This is a genomic window from Candidatus Amarolinea dominans (genome assembly GCA_016719785.1).
Classification (GTDB): Bacteria; Chloroflexota; Anaerolineae; order SSC4; family Amarolineaceae; genus Amarolinea; species Amarolinea dominans.
Window position 1 is genome coordinate 176,641 of record JADJYJ010000015.1, and the last position, 25,253, is coordinate 201,893.

The following is a 25,253-nucleotide window of genomic DNA, read 5'->3' on the forward strand; positions in this document are numbered from 1 at the left end:
CCCCCGTCTCGCTGGGCGGGGTTATGGCGCCAGCACTGGGCATTCGCCCCACCCTGGCGCTCGCCGCGCTCGGCGCCGGCATTCTGGGCGCCTTGCGGCTGCAGCCTGCGCGCAGGCAGGCTCACTATCCGTTAGCGTTGAGTAGAGGGCGATTGATTGTCCGGCTCGAATGAAAATCGGACGTATACGCTGACCGGTTGGCGAAAAGGGCAAGAAGGTGTACAATTACAGTCAACCGGGAGATAAGGAGCGTACAATGGCCGACCAGCAGGACTACGATTCGCCGTGGAAAGACATCCTCGACCTGCAATTCGAGGAATTCATGGCCTTCTTCTTTCCCAGCGCCCACGCCCAGATCAACTGGCGAGCCGGGCACGAATTCCTGGACAAAGAGCTCCAGAAGATCACTCAGGATGCCGCGCTGGGCCGGCGGATAGTGGACAAGCTGGTTAAGGTGCAGCTCAAGGATGGCCAGGAGCAGTGGGTGCTGGTGCATGTGGAGGTGCAAACGCAGCCAGCCTCTGGCTTCCCGGAGCGCATGTTCGTCTACCACTACCGCATCCGCGACCGCTTCGGCGCTCGTTGCGCCACCTTTGGCGTCCTGGCGGACGGCGATCCATCGTGGCGGCCGGCTGAGTTCCGCGATGAGCTGCTGGGCACCGAGTTGGTGCTGCGCTTCAGCACGGCCAAGTTGCTGGACTACGAGGAGGACCTGCCGGCGCTGGAGGAAGAGTCCAACCCCTTTGCCCTGGTGGTGATGGCGCACGCGGGCGTGCGGGCGACGGCCGCTGATCCATACGCTCGACTGGACTGGAAATTTGGGCTTACACGCCGTTTGTTCGAACGAGGCTACAAGCGCCAACAGATCAGCAGCCTGTATCGTTTCATAGATTGGGTGATGTTGCTGCCCGAGGAACTAGAGTTGGAATATGACCGGCGAGTGGGCGAGTATCAGGAGGAACACAAAATGGAGTATCTGAGTTCAATGGAGCGTCGCGCCATGGAGCGCGGCCGGCAGGCTGGGCTGTTGGAAGGCGTGCAGCAGGGCGTGCAGCAGGGCGTGCAGCAGGGCGTGCAGCAGGGCGTGCTACAAGGCGAGCTTTCCGGACGGGCGGCCACGGTGCAGCGTCAGTTGGCACGGCGCTTGGGCGTGTTGTCCAAAGAGGACGAGCAGCGCATCCGCTCGCTCTCCGTTACGATGCTCGACCGGCTGGCCGACGACCTGCTGGATTTCGCCGAGCCAGCCGACTTGCAGCGCTGGTTTACCCGTTACACGACGCAGTAGCCGCACACTGTCACTTCAGTGAAAGCGAGGCGGCGGCCGGCAAGAAGGCGGTTGAAGTAGACGCGATGGTTCCTGCCGCCTCCTTGTGTTCCTCGCTCCGGTTGCCGACGTAGCTACGCATCCACTCCTGCGCCAGCCCCGTCAGGTTGAGGCTTACCGTGCCGCCCGCCGCCTCGTCCAGCACCTGCCCGGTGAAGCGGCGCGGCGTCGGCCAGGTAGCGCCGGCTTCTTTATGGGATGGCGCTGACGCGGGGAAGCAAGTCATGCGGCAGAGGATGTCGTCACGCCGGAGGCGTGACCTACGAGTTGGCGTGATTTTCAGATCAGGGCAGGAGTACCATGTGGCAACTTGATACGATTGATGTGACCTTTCAGGGTGTGGCGCATGCCATCGCCAGCTACATCTTGCGCGGCGGCGACGCCGTGGTGATGATCGAAACCGGCCCCGGCTCCACGGTCCGCGCCCTGGAGGCCGGGCTGGCCGGCCTGGGCTTGCGCCCGGCCGATGTGACCCATGTCCTGGTCACGCACATTCATCTGGATCATGCCGGCGCGGCGGGCTGGATGGCGCAGCACGGCGCGCCGGTTTACGTGCATCACGTCGGCGCAGCGCACGTCATTGATCCTTCCCGCTTGTGGGCCAGCGCCAGCCGCATCTACGGCGCGCAGATGGTGCCGCTGTGGGGGCAGGTCTGGCCGATCCCGCCGGCGCAGGTGCATGCGCTGCACGATGGCGATGTGATCGCCCTCGGCGCTGTGCAGATCGTGGCGCATGACACGCCCGGTCACGCCTGGCATCACATGGCCTACCAGGTCGAGGACGTGTGCTTTACCGGCGATGTGGCCGCGGCGCGCCTGCCCGGTTACCGCCACGTGCGCTTGCCCACCCCGCCGCCGGAGATTGACGTGCCGGCCTGGCATCGCTCCGTGGAGCGCCTGCGCCGCCTCGCGCTGCGTCGCCTCTACCTCACGCACTTCGGGCCAGTCACAGACGTGCCCCAGCACCTGGCCCTGGTGGATGCCAACCTGGACAAGACGGCCGCCTGGGTGCTGGCTCAACAGCAGGCCGGGCAGGAGCGTGATGCCATCGTGGCCGCCTTCGGCCCCTGGCTGGAAGAGCAGACCGCGGCCGACGACGGCGAGGCCACCGGCGCCAGTCTCTACGATTTGGTCATTCCCTCGTTCATGTCGGTGGACGGCCTGCTCCGCTACTGGCGCAAGGCCCAGGAGCTGCCGTGACCTACGTTCTGCCTGCCTGGTATCCTGCGCTGCGTCGGCCCACGATCATCGAACGCACAGGCCAACAGCGCATCAGCGTCATCGTGCCCGCGCGCAACGAAGAAGCCAACATCCGCCCGGTGCTGGAACTGGCTCTGCCCTACGCCGATGAACTGCTGGTGCTGGACGGTCACAGCCGCGATGCCACCCGCGACATCGCCGCGGCCCTGGGCGCGCGGGTCATCCTGGACAGTGGACAGGGCAAGGGCGCGGCCATTCGCCAGGGTATCCAGGAGGCCAGCGGCGATATCCTGGTCTTCATTGACGCGGACGGCTCGCACGACCCGGCCGACATTCCGGCGCTGGTCAACCCGATCTGCCAGGGCCTGGCCGATCATGTTTCTGGCTCGCGCATGTTGGGCGGCAGCGATGAACTGCACGCCACCCTGCACCAGGGCGTGCGTCTTCTCGGCAGTCAGGTCATCACCCTGAGTATCAACTACACGCAGAACGTGCGTCTGACCGATTGTCAGAACGGTTTTCGGGCCATCCGTCGTGACGTGGCCCTGGCGCTCGATCTGCGCGAGAACATCACCACCATCGAGCAGGAGATGGTCATCAAAACGGTGCGCCGCGGCTACCACCTGATCGAAGTGCCCACGCATGAATACGTGCGGGCGAATGGGGTTTCTAATTTTCGTGTCAAGGACGTGGCCCCGCGTTACGTAACCAGTTGGCTCTATTACCTGTTCCTCTGGCGCCCACCCCGACGCCAGGCCCGGCGGGTCGGGGCGTGAGCGTATGATCTTCAGCGTTGAGCCGCGCCGCGGGCTGGCTGTGATTCTACTCCTGTTCGTGCTGGTGGCCGGGATCTACAGCGTGACGACGCCGGCCTTCGAGGCGCCGGACGAGGTCTGGCACATGGCCTTCGTTCAGCACCTCGCCAGCGGCCAGGGGCTGCCGGTTTCTGCGCCGCAGACGACGGCGCTGTGGCGCCAGCAGGGGGTGCAGTCGCCGCTGTATTACCTGGCGGCCGCCGGCCTGACCGCCTGGGTGGATCAGAGCGACTTCCCGGCCCTCTACGCCCGCGCCAATCCACACGCCGCCATTGGCCAGCCGGACGCGGTCGCCAACCGCAACTATCTGATCCATCATGACACCGATCGGTCCGGCCCCGGCGAGGCCTGGCCCTGGCGCGGCAGCATCCTGGCGCTGCACCTCGTGCGCTTCTTTTCGATTTTGCTGGGCGCCCTGGCGATCTGGGCTACGTATCAGACCCTGGCGCTGATCGTGGGCGCGCAACCCGCCCTGCTCGGCGCCGCGCTGGTGGCCTTCATTCCCCAGTTCGTCTTCATCAGCGCCGCGGCCAGCAATGATAACGCCATCAACGCGCTCGCCGCGCTCGTGCTCTGGCGCGTGGTTCATCTGGTGGCTGCCCCTGTTGGGCAGACGACCGCTCTCCGCCTCAAGCCGTTCGTCATTCTGGGCATCCTGCTTGGCCTGGCGCTGCTCACCAAGCTCAGCAGCCTGGGCCTCGTCGCGGTGACCGGCCTGGCGCTGCTGATCGTCGCCTGGCGCCGGCGCAGCGGGCGCACGCTGATCGCCGGCGGACTGGCCCTGGCCGCGCCGGCCGTGGCGATCAGCGGCTGGTGGTTCGTGCGCAACTGGCTGCTCTATCGCGACCCGCTCGCCTGGAACATCTGGCAGGCCAACATCCTCCTGCGCGTCGCCCCGGCCGACTGGCGCACCATCCTGGGTGAGATGCAGAGCCTGGAGCGCTCCTTCTGGGGTCTCTTTGGCTGGCTCAACCTGCCCTATCCGACCTGGGTGTACACAGCGCTGCGGGGTCTGGAGATCGTGATCGGCCTGGGGCTGCTGCTGGCGCTCTGGCAGGCCCTGGCGGCGAGTCGAAAGCCCTCCGCGGTCGCGCCGAACAGGCCAGCGACTTTTCTGCCCTCACTCTTACCCTCTTTCCTGCTCATGCTCTGGCTGGCGCTCTTGATCTTCTCCTGGCTGCGTTTCATGGTGATCGCGCCGGCGGCGCAGGGGCGCTACTTCTTCCCGGCCGCGCCCACCCTCGGCCTGCTGCTGCTGATGGGCCTGCGCGGTCTGCATGGCCGCCTGGGATGGCTGGTGGCAAGTGGACTCTTTCTGCTCTCCGCGCTCACCCCTTTCGCCCTCATCGCGCCTGCCTACCGCCCTCCGCCCTCGATCGGGGCGGCAAACCTGGCGGCGCTGCAGGTCAACCTGGGCACGGCTTTTGCCATCGAAGGGGTGGCCGCGACATCCGGCCAGGTGCAGCCCGGTGACGTGGCCACCGTGACGGTGCGCTGGCGGGCGCTGGCGCCGAACGCCCGTGACTATTCCATCTTCATTCACCTGGTCAGCAATGACGGCCTGACCGTCGCGCAGACCGACACCATGCCCGGCGCCGGTCTCTTGCCCACCAGTCAATGGACGCCCGGCCAGACCTACACCGAGGCTTACCAGGTACACATACCGGCCACGACTTACACGCCCGATCAGGCCCATTGGGCGGTCGGCTTGTACGATCACGCGACCGGTCAGCGGTTGCCGGTCATGCTCATGGTCCCTGGTGCGGACAGCCGCGTGGCGGCTGATAGTCTGATTTTCGGAGCGGTGGCGCTCGTTCCGCAGGCGGGCGCAGCGCCAAACGCCATGGACATCGCTTTCTTGGATCATATCACTCTGGTCGGGTACAGCCTGAGCAGCCGCCTGCTGCTTCCCGGCGAACCGCTGACCGTGACTCTCTACTGGCAGGCACGCGGCCCGGTCGCCAGTGATTACACCACCTTCGTTCATCTCCTCGGCCCTCCAGCCCCCAATCCTGGGGGGTCGTTGACGCAGGGCAGTGACTGGCAGACCTTCGGGGGGCATGATGGCGTCCCGCAGCCCGCGACCAGGGCTTGGGCTGCCGGCGACATCATCACCGACACGCATACGCTCGCCGTGTCAGCGCAGGCGCGGCCGGGCGTCTACCAACTGGAGATCGGACTCTACACCCAGCCCGATTTCGATCGTCTGAGCTTGGTGTCTGCGCCGGGCGCTGAGGGCGCCGACCGTCTCTTGATGGGAGGACTGCGCGTAGTCAGCCGTTAGGCCAGCTCTGCCCATCCGCCCCCTGCCGCGGCGGCCGGCCGCAGCCTCACGCTGAAGGTGCTGCCCTGCCCCACGGCGCTCGCAACACTGATGCGCCCGCCGTGCCGTTCCACAATCTCCTGGCAAATAGCCAGCCCCAGGCCGCTCCCTGGCGCCTGTGTCTGCCGTGCCGCCTCACCGCGGTAAAAGCGCTCGAACAGGCGCCGCTGATCTTCCTCGCTCATCCCACAGCCCGTGTCACTGACCGTCAGAACAACCCAGATTTGCTCAGTTTCCCGTTGCACCCAGGTGCGCATCATCACCTGACCGCCGCTTGGCGTGTAATTCATCGCGTTCGCCATCAGGTTGGTCGCCACCTGCATCAGCATCTGTCGGTCCCCCAGCGCCAGCGGCAGCGCTTCGTCCAGTTCCGCGCGCAGCTGCAGGCCGCGTTCTTCCAGCAGGCCGGCCCGCTGCTCGACCAGATCTTCGACCAGGTCATTCAGATTCATCGGCCCCAACGCCAATGGCGTCTTGCCCATGTCCAAGCGCGAGAGATCGAGCAGGTCCTCGATCAACTGACTCAGAACGTGAGTCTCGCGCGCGATGACCTGCAGATTGCGCTGCCAGTGCTCCTCTCGTTCCCGACTGAGCAGATTCAAATAGAGCTTGATGTTGGCCAACGGCATGCGCAGTTCGTGCGAAACATTGGAAACGAATTTGGTCTTGAGGCGGTCGAGTTCTTTCAGCCCCTCGTTCGCCGCCTGCAGCTCAGCCGTGCGTGCCGCCACCCGCTGCTCCAACTCACCGGCATAGCGCTGCACCTCTTCGTACAGTGAGGTGCGCTGAATCGCGCTCGCCGCGATGTTCGCCACCGCGGTCAGAATGCGCACATCGCCCTCACCGAACGCATGGGGCCGGCCAGCCCACAGCGCGCCAATCGCGTCCGCGTCCACCAGCAGCGGCATACAGGCCACGGCCAGCGGCGTCGCCTGCACCGCGCCCGGCAGCGGCCAGGCATGAACGCCGGCTGCAGCGAGATAGGGCTCCTGTCTCGCCATCACCGCAGCCGTAACACTGTCAGACCCCAACGCCCGTTCCCCCCCTGCGCCTTCCCAGCGTCCGCCAGCCGCCTCAACCACCAGTTCTGTGCTCACCGGATCGCGCAGCACCAGCGTGGCCCCTTCCGCGTCCACCAGCGCCATCATCTGCTCCAGGATCACGGGCAGCATCGCCGCGCGGGTCGGCGCGGCGCGTACACTCTCGCTAATCGCCAGGATGGCTTCGCGCTCCAGTGTGCGCTGTTTACTGTCGCTGATGTCCTGCGCCGTGCAGTCCAGACCAGCGGGGGCGCCGGCGGCGCCGGCGTCCCCTCCGAAAATCGTCGGGGTGGCGGTGAGGGAGATCCAGATGCGACTGCCATCCGGCCGGCGCAGTTGAGCTTCCGCGCCTTCTACGCGGCCCTGCGCTGCCACCCGGTCGGCGATCTGGGCCCAGGCTGCGGGCGCGGCCAACAGGCTGGTCATAGCGGCGCGCTCTATCTCTGCTTCGTTCAGCCCGCACATCGCCAGGAAGGCCCGGTTCGCCATCAACAGGCTGCCCTGCTGGCCGAGGGTGCAGCGAAAAACGCCAATAGGTACGTTCTCGACGAGGGTTTGGTAGCGCTGCTCACTCTGCGAGAGGAGATGTTCGACGCGCTTGCGTTCGCTGATGTTGCGCAGAAAGACCAGGCGACCGGTCGTGTGGCCGCGCCGGTCCTTCAACGGGGAGATGCGCAGATCGAAAAAGCGCTGATTGAGACCCGAACCCAGGGTAATCTCTTCATGCGTCTCCATCACGGTGCGATAGCGTGCGACCAGCCCAGGTTGGCCCCCCAGGAAGCGCAGCATCGGTTGGCCGATGACCTCGCGCTCCGTATGCTGCATCATGCTGAGCGCGGTGCGGTTGATGTCCACCACGCGGTCGTGCAGATCGAGGACGAGCACCCCATCAATCATGTTCTCGAGCAGCTCATCGCGTGCCACCGGCGCCAGATCCAGCAGGCGATAGCGGTAAAGGCTCAAGATCACCGCCAGGCCGGTGAGCGTCAGACTGACCGGGGTAGGATCGAGATTGGGCCAGGGGCTGAGGTTCAGAACATATATCAGGTTGGTAAGCCAGGGCAGGCCGGCAGCAATGGTGATGGCCGCGGCCTGACCGCGATAGATGCTGGGAGACCGATAGACCCCGCGCCAGACCATGAGGGTGCCGACGATCAGAAAGAGGTAAGTGTAGGCGATGTAGACCCAAAACCAGACGCCGTAGGTTGGATTGACCAGCGCGAGGTCCCGACTGGTGTCCAGGCGGTAAGCGGCGTAGACGAGATGGTGCAGATCGTTTGTCCAGACCAACACCAGCGTGAGCAAAGGGATCAACGCCATGAAGGCAAAGCGGCGCGGGGTCAGCCAGGCAGAGGCGCCGGTGTAGGCCAGGGTGAAGGCCAGCCAGGCCAGGGGAATGACCACGACGCCGATGAACTCAACCTTGATCCAGAAGAATTTGGCCGCCAGCCCGCTGGCAAGCAATTCGCCGATGGTCGCCAAGGACCATTCGCCAACGGCCAGCATGAGGACGGCGATGGCAGTGGCTCCGGCCGCGGGGCGGCGGCGCCAGGCCACGCGTACCAGCACCCCGGCGATGAGGGCCGAGACGAATAGGAGAGAGACGTGTAAACCCAAATCCCAGAAATTCATGACAGGCTCCCGGTCAACAGTCAGGCCATAACCCTACTGTTCAGGCGCGATGTGTCCAAGATGTGATGTCCCTGCCTGCGGGTGACCGGTGGCAGTATAGCAGATTTTTGGCAATTGGGTAAGCGGCGGCGGCCTGCCAAGCGCATTTTTATGCGCGGTGGTTCAGCGCCATGCGACGTTGTGCCGCGTCAACTCAGAAACAGGCTCATGGGGGCATGTAGGCGTGAAACAGCGCTTCCATTTGCCCGACGATCTCACCGAGCGGTGAATCTGCGCCGGGATAGTGTACATAACTGGCAAACGTGTCGAGCAGGATGATGGCGTTGATGCTGGCATCTTGCACGCCCGCGGCCAGCAGGCGATTGACGAATCCACGGTTGACCATGCGGATGTCATCGTAAACCCGGGGCAGGTTTTCCAGGCTCCAATCTGGCTGTCCGCCGCGGCGGGCAATGAAGAATTGCGCCAACAGATACATCGAGGTGACACGATAGGTGGTCTCTTGCGCGGTGGCAAAGGGCAGATGAATCGCCACCATCGGCTTGAGTTTTTCCATGACAGGACAGCCACTCGTCACCATGTAAATGCCGAGCAGCGAACTGATGCCGCGTTGCAGCGGGGTTTCCTTCACGTAGTTTCTGGCCTCACTGGAGATTTCTACGACGGCCTTGTCATAGGACGCGGCGTCCTTGAAAAAATCTACGATCTCCACCAGGTTGGCGGCGATAGGGCAGCGCGGGTGTTGCTCTGGTTTGAGGGGACAACCTGCGCATTGGTGACTGGTGAGCGCCGTCCAAGCGGGGTAGGATTCCATTGGCGTAGGGACCACACTCAAGCTGGCCCGGTCAAGTTCCACCTTGAACTCACGTTCTGCGCCGTTTCCCAAGCTGAACCGATAGCCATAGGTAATCGTCGGTTTTTCGTCGTCGAAAGAAAACATGGCTGGTCCTCAATTCAGTATTCGGTCTCGATACGCATAATGACGCATGAGAAGGCCAAAAGACATTGTGTGCTGGCTTGAAACAAAAAACCTCCGTGGCAACTTTGCCACGGAGGTTTGTCTGGCGAGCGGCGCTATGACGAACTGCGCCGCCTTGCGTTAGCGATGCTTACGCATGACGGGGATGAAAACTTTACTGCTGACGGTCAGGGGGTAAGGTCCTATCAGCAGCTCATCGGGCTGAGTCTGCACCCAGTACCAGTAGGGTTGCCCGCGCACGGCGGTGGTATCGTTGATCTGATACGTGCCGCCCGCGACCGGCACCATCTGCTGCGTCACGCGCACCAGGTCTGAGCCGTCGGGGTCGGTTGAGCGGTAGATGTGGTAGCCGGCGAGGGCGCCTTCGTTGATGGCGATCCAGCGGACGACGACCACATCGCCCTGCCATTGGGCCGTGAAGCTGACGATGGTGAAGCCGGTGGGCAACACGTAGCCGAAGTCAAGGCCGGTGCGATTCTCACCCACGGCCAGGGTGGCGTTGAGTTGACTCGGAGAGCTCAGCACCGCGGTGGGGGAGTTGAGCGTGTTGGGCATCGTCACCGTGTAGATACCGGGGGGCAGGTTGGTGACGCTGTAGAAGCCGGTGATGGTGGTGGTGCGCGTGATGATCACACCGTTGGGGCCGTAGATCGTCACCGGCGCCCCGGCGATGCCCACGGTTTCGGCGGGATCGCGGATGCCGTTACCGTTCGAGTCGAGGTAGACCACGCCGCTGAGGGAGGCGGCGCCCAGGGCGATGATCTGATCGCCGAAGTTGGCGCTGGCGGAGCCGCCGGCGGGGACGGTGACGTTGACGCTGTTGGGCGTCGTGCTCAGGAAGCCGGCCGGGTCGGTTTCACGGACGCTGTAGCTGCCGGGGGGGACGTTGAGGAAGAGGTAGGAGCCATTACCGGCGGTGGTGGTGGTGGCGATCAGGTTGTTGCCGCCGTCATACAGGCCAACGGTGACGCCGGCCAGACCGGCCTCGCTTCCCTGTTGGCTGCCGTTGCCGTTGATGTCATTGAAGACGACGCCGGAGACCGTGCCCACCTGGCGGTCGCCGAAGTTGGCTACCGCGGCGCCGCCGGCCGGGACCGACACGGAGACGTCGTTCGGCGTAGTGCTGTTGAAGCCGGTCGGGTCGGTCTCACGCACGGTGTACGCGCCCGGGGTCACGCTGCGGAAGATGTAGCTGCCGTCGCCGGCCGTGACAGTCGTAGCCACCACACTGCCTGTGCTCGGGTTGATCAGTTGGACAGTGACGCCGGGCAGGCCGGGTTCGCCGGGGTCCTGGACGCCATTGCCATTGAGGTCATCGAAGACGACGCCGCTGACCGTGCCGATCAGTTGGTCGCCGAAGTCGGCGTGGCCGAGGCCGCCGGCTGGCACCGTCACCGGTACGTTGTTGGACGTGGTGCTCGACCAGCCGCTGGGGTCGGTCTCGCGCACCGAGTAAGAGCCAGGTGCGACGTTGGTGAAGAGGTAGCTGCCATCGCCAGACGTGGTGGTGCTGGCAAGCAGGGCGCCGCCGCTGCTGTAGAGGCCGACGGTGACGCCGCCCAGGCCATTCTCGCCTGGATCTTGCACGCCGTCGCCGTCGATGTCGTCGAAGACCGTGCCCGCCACACTGCCGGGCAGGTTGTCGCCGAAGTTGGCGCTGGCGCTGCCGCCGGAGGGCACACTGACACCCACATCGTTGGGCGTCGTGGAGGTGAAGCCGACGGGGTCGGTTTCGCGCACGATGTAGCTGCCGGGGGGGACGTTGAGGAAGAGGTAGGAGCCGTCGCCGGCCGTGGTCGTGGTAGCAACGACGAGGCCGGTGGTGGAGTCAATGAGCTGAACCGTCACCCCGCCCAGGCCATTTTCGCCGGGGTCCTGGCTGCCGTTGTTGTTGGCGTCTTGATAGACGACGCCGGACACCGAGGCAGGCAGGCGGTCGCCGAAGTCGGCGCTGGCGGCGCCACCGGGGGGGACGCTGACCGGGACGATGTTGGTGGTCGTGCTGGCATAGCCGGCCGGGTCGGTCTCACGCACGGTGTAGGGGCCGGGCGCAACGCCGCTGAAGAGGTAAGATCCGTCGCCAGCGGTGGTGGTGGTCGTTACCAGGACGCCGCCGCTGTCGTAGAGACCGACGGTGACGCCGCCGAGGCCGTTCTCGCCGGGGTCCTGGACCCCGTTGCCGTTGACATCGTTGAAGACGGTGCCTACCACGCTGCCAATCTGTTGGTCGCCGAAGTTGGCCGTGGCCGCGCCGCCCGCGGGGACGCTGACCGGCACGGTATTCGCGGTGGTTGACGTGAAGCCGCTGGGATCCACTTCGCGCACGATGTAGGCGCCAGGGGCCACGCCGCTGAAGCTGTAGGACCCATCGGCCGCCGTGGTGGTGGTCGCCACCACCGCGCCGGTGGTCGGGTTAATCAGTTGCACGGTGACGCCGCCCAGCCCGGGTTCGCCTGGGTCTTGTACGCCGTCTCCGTCGAGATCGTTGAAGACGACGCCGGAGATCGTACCGGGGAGTTGATCGCCGAAGTCGGCGTTGGCGGAGCCGCCGGGGGGAACGCTGACCGGGACGACGTTAGCGGTGGTGCTCGACCAGCCGGCCGGGTCAGTGAAGAGGTAAGAGCCATCGCCGGCGGTGGTGGTGGTACCCACCAGGGTCGCCCCCGCCGTTGTAGAGGGCGACGGTGACGCCGCCGAGGCCGTTCTCGCCGGGGTCCTGCACCCCGTTGCCGTTGAAGTCGTCGAAGACGGTGCCGGCCACCGTGCCTTGCAGTTGGTCCCCGAAGTTGGCGCTGGCGCTTCCGCCGGGGGCGACGCTGACAGGGACGGTGTTGGGGGTGGTGGAGGTAAAGCCGGCCGGGTCGGTCTCACGAACGAGATAGGCGCCGGGCGTGACGCCGCTGAAGGTGTAGGAGCCGTCGGGGTTGGTCGTGGTCGAGGCCACCACCAATCCGGTGGTGGGATCCACCAAGTCTACGGTGACGCCGGCCAGCCCGATCTCGCCGGGGTCCTGAACGCCGTTGCCGTTGGCGTCGTTGAAGACCACGCCGGAGATGGTGCCCTGCGGTTGATCGCCGAAGTCTGCCACGCCGACGCCGCCCGCAGGTACGCTGACGGGCACGATATTGGTGGTCGTGCTGACGTAGCCGGCCGGGTCGGTCTCACGCACCGTGTACGCGCCAGGCGCGACGCCGCTGAACAGATAGGAACCGTCTGCCGCGGTAGTGGTGGTCGTCACCAGGCTGCCGCCGCTGTCGTAGAGGCCGACGGTGACGCCGGGAAGCCCGTTCTCGCCGGGGCCCTGGGTTCCATCGCCGTCGAGGTCAGCGAAGACCGTGCCTACCACCGTGGCCGGCTGCTGATCGCCGAAGTTGGCCGTTGCGGCGCCGCCGGAGGCCACGCTGACCGGCACATTGTTCGAGGTGGTGCTGGTGTAGCCGGCGGGGTCGGTTTCACGCACGATGTAGCTGCCGGGCGCGACGCCGCTGAAGCTATAGGAGCCGTCGGGGTTGGTGGTGGTGGTGGCGACGACGGCGCCGGTGGTGGGGTTGATGAGCTGCACCGTGACGCCGGCCAGGCCGGGTTCGGAGGGGCCTTGGGCGCCATTACCGTTGTTGTCATCGAAGACGACGCCGGAGATGGTGGCGGCCGGTTGATCGCCGAAGTTGGCAGTGGCCACACCGCTGGGGGGGGCAAAGACGGGCACGCTGTTGGGGGTGGTGGAGGTGTAGCCGGGCGGGTCGGTTTCGACGACCAGGTACGGGCCGACCGGCAGGTTGGTGAAGGTGTAGACGCCTGAGGCGTTGGTGGTGGTGGTTCCCACCAGGGTGTCGTCGGGCGTGCCGAGGATGCCATCTACGCCGGGGCCGTAGATGGTGAGGGTGACGCCGTTGAGCGGCGCCTCGCCGGGGTCGGGAACGCCGTCGCCATCGAGGTCGGTGAAGACGGCGCCGGTAACGTCGCCGGTGATGGGGGTGTCCTCGAAGTCGCGGGTGGTGATGTTCTGGTTGCTGGCGAGAACGACGGTGATGTTGTCGGGGTTGCCGAAGTCGCGGTCAGCGACGCTGACGTAGCCGGCGGGATTGGTTTCTGCCACCTGGTAGAGGCCGGGGAGCAGGTTGGTGAAGGTGTACGCCGGTGGGGTCAGTCGTCGTGGCTGACAGGACATCGTCGGCCGTGCCGAGGATGCCGTCCGCGCCGGCAAAGCGCAGGGTGACGGTAACACCGCTGAGCGGCGTCTCGCCTGGGTCGGCCTGGCCGTTGCCGGTGCCGACGACGACCTTGCCGCTGAGGCTGCTGGGCTGCAGCCAGTAGCCAAAGTTCTGGCTGCTGACATCGGTCTGGACGTTGGTCACGGTGCGGGAGGTCACGGTGGTCGGGTCATAACCGAGCGGCAGGGTCGTTGGGTCCGGGGTGATCGTGCAGTTGCTACCGTCGGGCACGCCGGCGACGGACCAGTTGCGGCCGAGCACAAGGGCGCCGGTGGTAGCGAGGAAGGTTCCGTTGGCGCCGCAGTCTACGACGACGGAGACGCCGGTGAGCATCGGTTCGCCGACATCGGGGACGCCATCGCCGTCCTGGTCATTCCAGAGCACGCCGGAAATGGTGTTGGTAGAGGCGGGGATTCCGCCTGGCTGATACTGGTAGCCAAAGTCCCGGGTGAGGAGGTCGTTGCCGCCTGAGATCGCCGCGACTGCGGTGTTGTCACAGACGGTGCAGGGGACACCCGGCTGGTCGGGATCGGCGGTTTCGGCGTAGTCGGTGGGCAGCGTGAGGGTGTTCACGCGCACCAGGTAGTTGCCGTTGGGCAGCCCATCGAAGAGATACTTGCCTTGGGCGTCGCTGCCATCCGCGGCGAGGAAGAGATCAATGCCCGGTTCGTAGACGCCGATAACACCTACGTCCTGGTACAGGTAGACGGTTACGTTGGGCAAGCCAGGCTCGCCACCATCCTGCACGCCGTTGCCGTTGGCATCCACGAAGATCGTATCGCCGATCGCGGCGGTGTTATCCACGCCGAAGTCGAACGACGGGTGCCAGTCCTCGCCAGCCTGGGCGGTAAAGGTGTAGCTGGTAGGTGTGGTCTGGTCGCCGAGGGCCGCGGGGATGTCCGGGTCGGAGGTGACATAGGACACGGTACAGGGACCCGGCGGCACAATGAACGAGAAGTGGCCATTGGCGTCGGTGGACTGGCTGCCCACGAAGTCATCGCCGCCGCCCGGAAGTCCATCGGCGCCCAGGCAGGTGATGTTGACCGTGACATTCTCCAGTAGGTGTGGTGCATCCTGCTCGCCGGGATCCAGCAGCGCGTTGCGGTTTTCGTCCCAGAAGACGTTGCCTTCGACCTTGGCGCCCAGGTAGTAGCCGAAGTCCGCGGTGAGCACAGACTGGCTGGGGTTCAGGTCCACATCCCGCACATCCGGCGTCGTGGATACAATGTCGCGCACGCCATCGGTCGTGATGCTGTCCTCGTAGACATCTACCAGATAGTTACCCGGCGGCAGATGGCTGAACAGGTAGTTGCCATTGACATCGGTTTCTACGAAGGCAACCGGCGCGTACTCAGACGGATCAATCACGCCGTCGTTGTCGGCATCGAAGTAGAGCAGCACCGTGGCGCCCTGCAGGCGGGTTTCGCCCGGATCCACCACCTGATCCTGGTTGGTATCCAACCACACGGTGTCGCCAATCGAGCCACCCCAGTTGTAGCCAAAGTCCGCGTTCGTAATGGCCTGGCCTGGTGTGGTGATGGTGACGTCGCGCGGGTTAGTCGTGCCGGTGGTCGGGGCCATGGCCGCAGCGATGGTGGTCGTCCCATCGTAGGGCGAGGTGACCGAGCTGGCGGTGTCCACGACCACCAGGTAGTCGTCGGGATGCAGCCCGCCGAACAGATAGTTGCCAAAGGCGTCGGTGGTTTGGGTCTGGATCAGCGTGTCGCCGCCATCCACGACGCCGTTGTTGTTCTGATCAATATAGAGCTTGACCGTGATGTTGGGCAGCCCCTGCTCCGCGCCGTCCAGGCTGCCGTTGTTGTTGGCGTCCAGCCAAACCGTGTCGCCGATGCTGGCCGTGCCGGGCGGGCGCAGGCCGAAGTCAGCCGTCAGGGTGCCGGCCGTGGTGGCGGTGACCGGCTGCGGGGGTACGAAAGTGGGTGTCGTTCCGTCCGGGATGGTGGCGGGGGTCAGCGCCACGTTGTAAGTGGCAAGGTTGGTCAGCCCGTAGATGCGGTAGTTGCCGAAGGCGTCGGTGGTGTCACACACCGCCGCGCCGCCCCCGGTCGGCGTGGCGCACACCTCGATGCCGCCCAGGCCCGGCTCGCCCGGATCCTGCACGCCATCGCCGTCCACATCGGACCAGACGCGGTCGCCGATGCTGGCGGTGAGCGCGGTCTCGACCTGGTTGCTGGGGGTGGAGCCGGTGCTGAGCGAGCCGCCCTGGCAGGCCACGGCCTCGTAGTCGTTGTACGTGGACTGGGTGCCAAGGACCGCCGCCTCAGTCGCGATCGCCGTGTCTTTGTCCAGCTCCCACAGCTTATTGGTGTCGCCTGTGGCGGCATGATAGCCGGTGGTGGCGTAGAGGCCGCCATCGCCGTAGAAGCTCAAGCCTTCCACGTCGTCCAGGTTGCCGCCAGTGGACTTAGTGACGCGGGCAACGTCCGTGACCGCTCCGGTGCTCTTATTCAGGATCACCAGCCGGTCGCCCACCGACGGGCTGGCGGAGGTGCCGTTGGCGATGGCGTAGAGCGAGCCGCTGACCGGATCGAAGCTGATGTCGTCGATCTCGTAGAGCGGGGTCGCCAGCAGATCCGTGCGGATCTTGATGTAGTCCACGCCGGTCCCGAAGGCGCTGTTGATGTGCTTGCCCGTCACCGGATCAATTTTGATCAACACGTCGAGCTGGGTGTTCGTACCCTCGCGGCGGCTCACGCCATACAGAACGCCGGTGGCCGGGTCGAAGCTGATGCCGTCCACGTCGGCCACGGTGATGGCGCCGAACTCGCCCTTGCATGGGGTCAGCGACGCTGGCGACAGTGTTGGGCTTGGCCGTAAACAGGCCGGTGGTCGTGTCGAGCGTCCCCATCTGGTTGGCGTTCACGGCGTAGAGCCGGAGGTAGTCCAGCTCCAGGACATGGCCCCGATGCTCTGTGTGCCGGCCGGGTTGGGAGTGGCCGGGGTGACGGCGCCCGTCGTGCGATCCACCTGGCGCAGGTAGTCCACATCATTAACGCCATAACCGTCGGCCATGACGTAGCAGACGTTGCCCTGAGTGGCCGGGAAGGCCAGGGTCATGTCGGCCTGGTTGGTGGCCACGTTCACGCCGGGCGGGTTGTTTACCTGCGCCTTGAAAGTGAGGGGCGGGGTGACGATCACGCTTTGGGACGTGCTGGAAGCGAAGGTGGTGGCGCCTGCGTCGCCGCTGGCCGTGGCGCTGAAGGTCAGGTTGCCCGGCACGGTCGGCGCGGTGCTGGTGGTGCAGGTCCAGGTGAAGGTGGCCGAGCCGTTGGCCGGCACGGTCTGGCTGGCCGGGTTGGGGCCGGTGAGGGTGGCGCAGCTATACGCGCCCGCGCCCGAGGCGGTGACGGTGAGGGCGCTGGGGGTGACACCCGTCACGGCCGAGGCGGTGGTGTTCTGCAAGACCATGTTGACGTTGATCTTGTCCCCTTCCACCACCAGCAGTGGCCCGGCGCTCACCGTGTTGACGCGCGTGGGGTCGCTGGGCGGGATGGTCCAGGTCACATTGATGACGGGGCGGTTGGCAACAGTGCCGTTCTCGCGGCTGGCGTAGGCGGCATCGCCGGTGGCCGTGCCCGTGGTCAGCAGCACCAGGCCGTTGTTGGCGAAGGCGCCGGTCTGCCAGCCCAGGACCAGGCTCTTGACGTCAGCCGTCTTGAAGAGTTTGGTGCTGGGGGTGATGGCGCCGACAGTGGTGGCGTTGTAGTCGGCGGTGCCGAAGGCGCCCGCGGCCCACGTACCCGCCGTGCCGGTGCCGTTGGGATCGTTCCACTGGGCGCCGTTGGTGGCGTCCGTCCCCTCCGTCCAGGCGGTGACCATGCGATGGATCTCGCTGGTTGTGAGGGTCTTATTGGTGGATACATAGACCTTGAGGGTGCCGCGTTGATCGTGGCGCCGACGGGGATGCCGTTCACGTCGAACAGAAGCAGCGCGTGCTTGTGCCTGAGACTCTGCGGCCGAACCTTCATCACATTGTCCGTGCCGAAGTTGTCATTGCCGTCGCTGTCTTCCTGGATGTAGGTGTCGGCGATGTCGGTCAACGTGGCCGTGCCGCTGCAGCCGCCCGCGGTGGGGACGCGATAGGTGAGCAGCAGCCTGGGTTCGGTGCCGGCTTGGTTTCTTGCATCGAACGTGACCGTCCCGGTGTCGGAACCGGCCGCCAGCAGCACGAGCCCGTAGTTGGCGCTGGGCGTGGCGTACCAGTCGTTCACCGCGTTTGTGACCACGGTTGCGTAGGTTGTGTTGGAGGCCGCCGGCGCGATGGCGGCGCCCAATTGCGGCCCATAGTCGCTGCTGCTGAAGTTACCGCTGGTCCAGGTGTCGGTGCAGTTGGGGCCTTGCCAGGCGGCGCCGGTGGTGCAGGTGTTGTTGGATGTGCCCTCCGTCCAGGGGCCTTTCAGCAGTTTGCGGACACTGACAGTCCTGTCTGCGTTCTGACCGCCGGCCACTGTGAGCAGCAGATCGGCCTTGTCGAGCACGGCGCCGGTGGGGAGGGTCGGCAGCGTGAACTGGACCAGACCGTGATACACCCTGTCGGAGTCGATCGAGATGTTGTTCTGTGTGCCATAGTTCGCGTTGAGGTCATTGGAATCAATGTAGGTGTCTTTGCTGGCGACGATGGTCTGCGTGGCCGGGACACAGTGGCCGTGCCGCCGCTGTAGCCCACTTGCCCACGGCGTTGCTGCCTGCGTCCCAGCCATGAAGTCCACCACGCCGTCCGGCGGATCCGTCCCGTCCACGGCCTCGCCGCCGGCGGTGATGCTGGCGGCGACATAGGTCGTGCCCACCGGGAGCGTGTCGTTGATCACGGCGCCGGTCAGGAGACTCGTGCCGAAGTAGCGCGGGTAGACCGTGTAGGTGAGCTGTTGGCCGGGGGCGGCGCTCGTCAGGTCAACCGTCTTGGTCAGCGCCTGGACGAAGGGGAAGTCCACGTCGGTCCTGGCCTGGGCCACGCCCAACGTCACGGCGATGGGGTCGAGAGAAGGCGCCAGCGAGGCCGGGACGTCGGGGTCGGTCTGGACCACATCTACGACGTAGGTTCCGGCCGGCAGGTTATTGAAGCTGTAGACGCCGGCGGCGTCGGTGGTCGTGGTCGCCAGCAGCGGCTCGCCCGCATCCACCACGCCGTTGCCATTCGTGTCCTGGTAGAGCTTGACGTCCACGTTCGCCAGGCCGGGCTCCCCGCTGTCGAACACGCCGTCGGCGTCGAGGTCATAGAAGACCTGATCGCCGATGGAGCCGGGCACCACCTTGTAGAAGCCGAAGTCGGCCGCGGTGTAGGCGCCGGTCAGGCCCTGAACGGAGCGCGGATCCACCGTGGACTGCTGGATGACGCCGCCGCCGAAGTAGCTTGCGATGTCGGGATCGGTCTGATCCACGTCCACGATGTAGCTCAGCCCCTCGGCCAGGCCGGTAAAGCTGTAAAGTCCATTCGCATCAGTCTGCGCGGTGCCGATCAGGGCGTCGCCGGCGTCAATGATGCCGTTGCCGTTGGTGTCTTCGTACAGTTTCACGGTCACGTTGGGGATGCCCACGTCCGCGCCGTTGAAGGTCCCGTCATTGCCCTTGTCATCGAAGACCAGGTCGCCGATGGAGCCAGCGCCGCCGGGACGATAGCCGAAGTCCACATTGAGTCGCTTCTGCCCCAGCGTCAGCGTCACCTGCGTGGGATCGGTCCCCTGCGTGAGCGTGTAGCTCGCCGGGCCGACCGGATCCACACAATAGGTGTTGGCGCCCAGGCCGGTAAACTGATAGAAGCCGCTGGCGCTGGTGGTCTGCGTCTGGATCACGCCGCCGCTGGGCGGGCAGGCGCCGGCATAGAGGTTGACTGTCATGCCGAGCAATCCCTCATCCTCGGGGTCCTGCACACCGTTGCCGTTCCAGTCGCGATAGACGGTGTCGCCGATGGTCCCGCCGCCCACGTCCACGCCCGCCAGCGCGCCCGTGATGTGGTTGATGCCGCCCTCGCTGGTGCGGAAGGAGTTCGTGTAATTGCCGGCCGTGATTGAGGCCGACACCAGCGCGCTGAACGTCAGCACCAGGCTCTGCCCCGCGTTGATGACCGACGGTATGCTGAAGATCGGCTGCACCGCCGTGCCTGAGACAGACGCGGTGACGCTGGCGCCGTTGACGGTCGCTGTGACGGTGCCGGGAATCGCGCCGGTGTAGGTGAAGCCGGTGGGCAGGTACTCGGTGATGACCACCGGGCTGCTGCTGGGGCCACTGCCGACATTGAGGATATCAATGGTGTAGGCAACGGTGCCGCCGGGCGCCACCGCCGCAGGCGTGACAGTCTTGGTTTGGCGCAGGAGGGGCTGGTTGCCGGCGACCGTGATGTCCTGGCCGCAGCTGTTGATGGTTTGGCCGCCCGGTGTGGTGACGCCAGAGGCGCAGACCTTGTTGGTGATGAGGCCGCTGCTGCTGGCCTTGACCGTGACAGTCGCCTCGAACATCTGGCTCTGCAGGAAGGGCGCAACGGTCCAGGTGAGGTTCGGGAGGGAGACGTTGCTCGGCGCGGGCACGGCGCTGATGTAGGTGGCGCCGCTGGGCAGCGTGTCCTGAATCTGCACGGTGCTGAAATTGTTGGCGCCGGCGTTGTACAGCTTAACCTTGTATTGGTAGTAGTCGCCAACCTTGACCAACTCGCGGGTCGCTGGCTTGCCGATGGCCAGACAGCCGTTGAAGGTGACGCTGTTGGGGTCGTAGTAGCGCCAGATGTGGTCCTTGCCGCCGCTGTCGCCGCCGGCGTCGCCGCCGAAGGTGTCCACGGTCCACTTGGGACAGCCGGTTGCATCGAGGATGGCGGTGGCGTCGTGGACTTTGACCTTGATCCACATGTACTCAGGTTGGTACAGGGTTTGCTGGCCGTAGGCCCAGCGCACCGCCGTAGGCGTGCCGTTGGACTGGCCGGTGGTCTGCGGCAGGTCGCCGGTCGTCAGGTCAAAGCCTGAGTTGCTGGCGTCGGCTCCGCGCGTGTAGGGAATGGCGTAGGGCGGGTTCGGCGAACCACCTGGAGGGTCGTCCGAGAACTGGCTGCCCGGATACTTGATGCGCTGCCAGGGACCGATGTCCTGCGTGGCCTGATCAATACAATTGGCCAGCGGAGTCCCGGTCGGGGTGGGGTCGCAGGCCGTGTATTTGGCGAAATCGAACTCCCAGGCGTAGCCGCTCTGTGGGCCGGCCACCACGTTGGCGAGGCCCCACGGCGCGTAGCCGCGCTGGTTGGAGTCAATCAGGGCGGCGGCAGGATAGGCGGGATTGGTCGTACCGGCGATGCCGTACCCCGCCTCCTGCCAGGCATCCCACTTGTTGAGCGTCGTGCCCAGAACTGTGCGCAGGCCCACCGTGTCACCGCTGTTATTCTTGATAATGCCGCCGGTATAGGTGCCGAAGGCGGTCTCAGGCGCGGTGGAGTAGAAGATGCCGGTGTCGCCGTACACGCCGACCACCGTGCCCAGGTTGGTGTTGCCTGCGGTCACGATGGGGCTGGTTACGCCCAGGATATTCGGGCCGCGGGTGATGCCCACCAGGCTGACCGTCGGATCGCCGCCCGCGCCCACGATGGGCATTTGGGCCTGGCCCTTCATCGGCACCTTGTCGAAGCCGGTGATGCCGTCGGCGTTGAGATCGCCGGGCATGATGTAGGCTGCGTCGGTCACCTGCAGCCCGTTGGGGACGTAGAAGGTGGAGTAGCCGCCCACGCCGGTCGTGGTGCCCAGGTCAGGCACCGCCTTAATGATGATGCCTAGCTCGTCGCCGGCGCGCAGCAAGGGCTGCCCGGCCGGGCGCTGGTTCGTGGCAATCAAGCCATCGAGGTAGGCCTGGGTGTCAGCGTCGAAGTAGACATAAACAACAGAGGCGTTCAAGTTGTGGGCACTGGCGGTGGGCACCGGCTGGCCAACAACCTGCGGGAACAGGCTGACGAGCATAGTCATGATGACGGCGATGTAGAGTAGTCTGAACCGCCGCGCGCGCTGATGCGAAAAACGAAAAGTCATCATAGAGAGCCTCCAACGACAAATAACGATCTCTTCTCAGATAGCGGGGAAGCTAGGGGGCATTCAAACCATCTCAGGCGCCCCGGGCAGGTGTGTCCTGCTGAACTCACGGTGCGCTCGGTCAACATATGCCTTTACGACAGTCCGAACAAACGTCGGCCCAAGAACAAGACGCAGACGCTCACGCCAGGTCACGCGTTCGCCCGCATTGTATCGTTATCATCGCGCCTGATGCTTACGAATCAAATGACTGTCATTACCCTGTCCTGCGTAATCAACAGTCTCGGAGGTGACGCCGTTCAGTATAGAAATACGGCTTTATCTGGGATATAGTACAATCGGCCCAAGAGACCACCTACACGCAGGCGACTGCAAGTCGCTGCAACGACTGCGAAGCCCACTTGCGTGGGCTATGCCCCAGGACTGAAATGCATCCGCCTGCCAATCCATCATTGACAGGCGTTCGCCTTTCTATTATCATACCACAGCTATCATGCTACAGCACTACCGAACAAACCAGGAGAAACGGACGAATTTCAATGGGACAATACCGCCAGCATGTCTTTGTTTGCACCTACGGCGCCTTCTGCCCCTTCGATGGAGATACCGAGCAAGTGCTCAAACGCCTCAAGGCGCGAGTGGCCGCGGCCGGCCTGCAGAATGAGATTCGTATCAATCGCTCTGGCTGCCTCAATCAGTGCGGGCATGGCCCCAACCTGGTGATCTACCCCGACGCGGTTTGGTACGCCCATGTGCAGCCTGCCGACGTTGACGAAATCTTCGAGTCACACCTGTTGCACGGCCAGCCCGGCGCTCCCCCTGGGAGTCGCCCGGTGGCGCGCCTGCTCTACAACGCCCCGCCGGGTAATAATAAGGAGACCGCTCATTATCCGCCGGCCGTGCAGGACCTGGAAAAACAGGAAAAGGCCAACGACAAGCGCCGCGCCGCCCTTTACGCCGAGCTGCGCGCGGCGGCTGAAGCAGCCGCCACCCCTGGTGTTGCAGAGGAGCGCGACGATGCCGCTGTTTAGACGCAATCGAACGGTACTCCCGTCACTCCCTGCCAACTCGACGCGGGCAGAGGCCCCGCTGACCACAATGGGCAGTGGGGCTACCGGCGAGGCTGCGGCACTTCTGCAGATCTGCCAGATCATCACCAGCGATGATTTCGACGCGGCCTACACCTGGCTGCGTTTCGAGTTTGGGGTCAATACCTGGGGGGATGTCAAGCGCAAATACCCGGCCGGCAGCCGCGAACTGCGTTACTTGCAGCGGGTGCTCCTGTTCGTGGAAACGCTCGGCGATCTGCTGCGCCGCAATCTGCTGCCGGAAGATGCGGTGTTCCGGCTCATCGGCGAGATCGGCCTCAACACCTGGGAGGCGATCATGCCCTGGGTGGCCGATGCCCGTCGGGAGATGGACGACCCATTCCTTTACGCACACATCGAATGGCTGGCCGCCCGCTCCTTCGAGTGGCAGCGCGAGGGCTAATTCCCTGTAAGGAGCATGTGTTGTGGATGGCGATGTCGTCTTGCCCAGCGATGTGTGGAGCAGCCAGCCTGCGCAAGGGGAGAAGGCGCGTTACTCAAATAGCGCCAGGTTGATTTCGGCGACGCTGTCGAAGACCCAGGTGGGGGGCGGGACGGTTTGCGCGAAGGCTGCGGCGCTGCTGACGCCGCTGAGCACGCCGATGGTGCGCAGGCCCGCAGCCTGTCCACCGACGATGTCGGTCTCCACACGGTCGCCGACCATGACCGTTTGCGCCGCGCTCACACCCAGTCGCGCCAGCGCCTGCTCGAACATGGCGACCTGCGGCTTGCCCACCACCGTCGGCTCGACGCCGGTGGCGGTGCGCAGGAAGGCGACGAGAGCGCCGGCGCCCGGCAGTTCACCCTCCTCGCTCGGCAGCGTGGCGTCACTGTTGGTGGCTACGAAGCGGGCGCCGGCACGGATGGCCAGCGCAGCATCCCTCAATGAAGACCAGGTGGCCTCACGATCGAGTCCCACGGCCACCCAGGCGGCCTGACGCCAGTCTGTCACCACGGTCAGGCCCGCGGCCAGCACCGGCTGGCGCAAGCCTGCTTCCCCAACGACCAGAACCGGCGCGCCCGGCGGCGCTTGCCGGCTCAGCCAGGCGGCTGTTGCCATACTGCTGGTGAAGACGGCCGCCTGCTCCACGTAGATGCCCAGGATTGCCAATTTGGCCTGAAACTGTGCTGCGGTCAGCGTGGCGTTGTTGGTCAGGAACAGAAAGGGAGTTTGGTGCGCCTGCAGATTGGCGATGAGCGCCGCGGCGCCGGGGATGGCCGCATTGCCCCGATAGATGACGCCATCCATGTCGAAGAGCAGCGCGCCAATGCTGGCCTGGCGCAATGAGCCGGCGTCAGTGGTCGGAATCATGTTCATGTAGATCCTGCTCCACGTCCACCGCGGCCGTGGCAATGGCCCAACTGACCAGGAACCAGCCTCCGCCGGAAATCGCCAGCGCCAGCACGATGGAGAGCAGATTGAGGGGAACGTTCCCGCGCACGATGCCGATGAGCGCCAGCAGAACCCCGGCCGCGGCAAAGCCCAACCCAACCCGCACCGGTAGACTGCGCCGCAGCCACATTGTTTTCAAATCCGTGTTCATTAGTTCTGTATGCCTAGCTTGCGACCGGCGCCGGCACGGTCGCGGCAATCTCGGCGATCACCTGCTGCGGTGTGCGGCCGCGCAGGCGCGTCTGCGGGCTGACATGCACGCGGTGCGTCAGCACGGCCGCGGCCAGGTGCTGCACATCGCTGGGAATGACATAATCGCGTCCGCGCAGCGCGGCCAGGGCCTGACTGGCGCGGGCCAGGGCCAGTGTGCCACGCGGCGAAACGCCGAGTTCCACCGACGGATGCGCGCGCGTCGCGCGGATCACCTGCACCACATAGCGACGCACGTCGGTGCTGACATGGATCGCGCGCACCGCAGACTGCAAGGCGATCACGTCGTCAATCGTGGCCACGGGCTGTAGCTGCACCAACGGCTCCGCCTGTTGATAACGCAGCAGCATCTGCTCCTCCTCGGTTTCATCGGGATAGCCCAGGCGAATCTGCAGCACGAAGCGATCGAGCTGCGCCTCTGGCAACGGAAAGGTTCCTTCCAATTCGATGGGATTCTGCGTTGCCAACACCAGGAAGGGCCGGGGCAAGGCGTAGGTCTCTGCATCCACCGTCACCTGACGCTCCTGCATCGCCTCCAGCAGCGCGGACTGCGTGCGAGGCGTCGCGCGGTTGATCTCATCGGCCAGCAGGAGTTGACTGAACACCGGGCCTTGACGGAACTCGAATGCCTGCTCCCTTTGGTTGAAGAAGCTGATGCCGGTCACATCGCTGGGCAGCAGGTCAGGCGTAAACTGAATGCGGGCGAAGCTGCTGCTGATGCTGCGCGCCAGGGCCTTAGCCAGGGTGGTCTTGCCGATGCCCGGCACGTCCTCGATCAGCACATGGCCGTCGCTCAACAGCGCCACCAGCAGCAGCTCGATGGCCGACGCCTTACCGATGATCACCTGGCCCACATTGTGCTGCACCGCCTGGTTGAACTGTGTAAAATCCACGCTGCCTCCACCGCCTGCCAACTTGGACGGCTCCCCGCCCAGGCCGCCATTGTAGTGCATGTGAGAATCGAAGTCAACTTGCCCGCCCGGCGACGGGCAGTTCCAAATGTAGCACACATTCAACCAC

General features: G+C 65.1%; 17 protein-coding genes. 7 read left to right on the forward strand and 10 right to left on the reverse strand.

Features of this window, described 5'->3' with window-relative positions:
* The first annotated feature begins 23 nt into the window (after positions 1-23).
* Together IPM84_16545 and IPM84_16550 are read left to right on the forward strand one after the other, a co-directional pair.
* Positions 24-173: a hypothetical protein gene (locus tag IPM84_16545; protein MBK9094345.1), complete on the forward strand. Its 150-nt coding sequence runs from the start codon at positions 24-26 to the stop codon at positions 171-173.
* Between the two features lie 83 nt (positions 174-256).
* Entirely contained in the window at positions 257-1,285 is a 1,029-nt protein-coding gene (locus IPM84_16550) for a DUF4351 domain-containing protein (protein MBK9094346.1), read from the forward strand.
* A 10-nt stretch (positions 1,286-1,295) separates the two neighbouring features.
* On the opposite strand, the gene IPM84_16555 is transcribed toward IPM84_16550, so the two are convergent.
* Entirely contained in the window at positions 1,296-1,550 is a 255-nt protein-coding gene (locus IPM84_16555) for a hypothetical protein (protein ID MBK9094347.1), read from the reverse strand.
* A 74-nt stretch (positions 1,551-1,624) separates the two neighbouring features.
* Here IPM84_16555 and IPM84_16560 point away from each other — a divergent pair, with 74 nt between their 5' ends.
* From IPM84_16560 to IPM84_16570, 3 genes are read left to right on the forward strand one after another with little or no spacing between them, the layout of a single operon-like run.
* Positions 1,625-2,524: an MBL fold metallo-hydrolase gene (locus IPM84_16560; GenBank protein ID MBK9094348.1), complete on the forward strand. Its 900-nt coding sequence runs from the start codon at positions 1,625-1,627 to the stop codon at positions 2,522-2,524.
* The gene (locus IPM84_16565; GenBank protein MBK9094349.1) at positions 2,521-3,300 is read left to right on the forward strand and encodes a glycosyltransferase family 2 protein; all 780 of its coding nucleotides are present in this window, start codon (positions 2,521-2,523) and stop codon (positions 3,298-3,300) included. Before IPM84_16560 ends, IPM84_16565 begins: the two co-directional genes overlap by 4 nt.
* A gap of 4 nt (positions 3,301-3,304) precedes the next feature.
* On the forward strand, positions 3,305-5,623 hold the full coding sequence (locus tag IPM84_16570) for a glycosyltransferase family 39 protein (protein MBK9094350.1): 2,319 nt from the start codon (positions 3,305-3,307) through the stop codon (positions 5,621-5,623).
* Here the strand turns inward: IPM84_16570 and IPM84_16575 are convergent.
* The 6 genes from IPM84_16575 to IPM84_16600 all read right to left on the reverse strand — a co-directional run bounded on the left by IPM84_16575 (position 5,620) and on the right by IPM84_16600 (position 21,545).
* The gene (locus IPM84_16575) at positions 5,620-8,334 is read right to left on the reverse strand and encodes a PAS domain S-box protein (protein ID MBK9094351.1); all 2,715 of its coding nucleotides are present in this window, start codon (positions 8,332-8,334) and stop codon (positions 5,620-5,622) included. The two genes, IPM84_16570 and IPM84_16575, sit on opposite strands and share 4 nt — an antisense overlap.
* Positions 8,335-8,539: 205 nt before the next feature.
* Positions 8,540-9,274 carry a hypothetical protein gene (locus IPM84_16580; protein ID MBK9094352.1) on the reverse strand — a complete coding sequence of 245 codons (735 nt, stop codon included), beginning with the start codon at positions 9,272-9,274 and terminating at the stop codon, positions 8,540-8,542.
* Positions 9,275-9,433: 159 nt separating this feature from the next.
* Positions 9,434-11,965 carry a carboxypeptidase regulatory-like domain-containing protein gene (locus tag IPM84_16585; protein ID MBK9094353.1) on the reverse strand — a complete coding sequence of 844 codons (2,532 nt, stop codon included), beginning with the start codon at positions 11,963-11,965 and terminating at the stop codon, positions 9,434-9,436.
* Positions 11,919-13,481, reverse strand: a complete 1,563-nt coding sequence (locus IPM84_16590; GenBank protein MBK9094354.1) for a carboxypeptidase regulatory-like domain-containing protein — start codon at positions 13,479-13,481, stop codon at positions 11,919-11,921. The genes IPM84_16585 and IPM84_16590 overlap by 47 nt, the downstream gene beginning before the upstream one ends.
* The gene (locus IPM84_16595; GenBank protein MBK9094355.1) at positions 13,369-16,293 is read right to left on the reverse strand and encodes a hypothetical protein; all 2,925 of its coding nucleotides are present in this window, start codon (positions 16,291-16,293) and stop codon (positions 13,369-13,371) included. Before IPM84_16595 ends, IPM84_16590 begins: the two co-directional genes overlap by 113 nt.
* An 833-nt stretch (positions 16,294-17,126) precedes the next feature.
* The gene (locus IPM84_16600; protein ID MBK9094356.1) at positions 17,127-21,545 is read right to left on the reverse strand and encodes a DUF11 domain-containing protein; all 4,419 of its coding nucleotides are present in this window, start codon (positions 21,543-21,545) and stop codon (positions 17,127-17,129) included.
* Between the two features lie 536 nt (positions 21,546-22,081).
* Here IPM84_16600 and IPM84_16605 point away from each other — a divergent pair.
* The gene (locus IPM84_16605; protein MBK9094357.1) at positions 22,082-22,573 is read left to right on the forward strand and encodes a (2Fe-2S) ferredoxin domain-containing protein; all 492 of its coding nucleotides are present in this window, start codon (positions 22,082-22,084) and stop codon (positions 22,571-22,573) included.
* Complete coding sequence (locus IPM84_16610; GenBank protein ID MBK9094358.1) at positions 22,560-23,033, forward strand: hypothetical protein; 474 nt, start codon at positions 22,560-22,562, stop codon at positions 23,031-23,033. The genes IPM84_16605 and IPM84_16610 overlap by 14 nt, the downstream gene beginning before the upstream one ends.
* 90 nt (positions 23,034-23,123) lie before the next feature.
* Here IPM84_16610 and IPM84_16615 read toward each other — a convergent pair whose 3' ends face one another.
* Genes IPM84_16615 through IPM84_16625 form a run of 3 tightly spaced genes read right to left on the reverse strand, consistent with a single transcriptional unit; the run spans position 23,124 to position 25,186 of the window.
* Positions 23,124-23,942 carry an HAD-IIA family hydrolase gene (locus IPM84_16615; protein ID MBK9094359.1) on the reverse strand — a complete coding sequence of 273 codons (819 nt, stop codon included), beginning with the start codon at positions 23,940-23,942 and terminating at the stop codon, positions 23,124-23,126.
* Positions 23,926-24,162: a hypothetical protein gene (locus IPM84_16620; GenBank protein ID MBK9094360.1), complete on the reverse strand. Its 237-nt coding sequence runs from the start codon at positions 24,160-24,162 to the stop codon at positions 23,926-23,928. Before IPM84_16620 ends, IPM84_16615 begins: the two co-directional genes overlap by 17 nt.
* A 25-nt stretch (positions 24,163-24,187) precedes the next feature.
* Positions 24,188-25,186, reverse strand: a complete 999-nt coding sequence (locus IPM84_16625) for a MoxR family ATPase (protein MBK9094361.1) — start codon at positions 25,184-25,186, stop codon at positions 24,188-24,190.
* Positions 25,187-25,253: the final 67 nt, after the last annotated feature.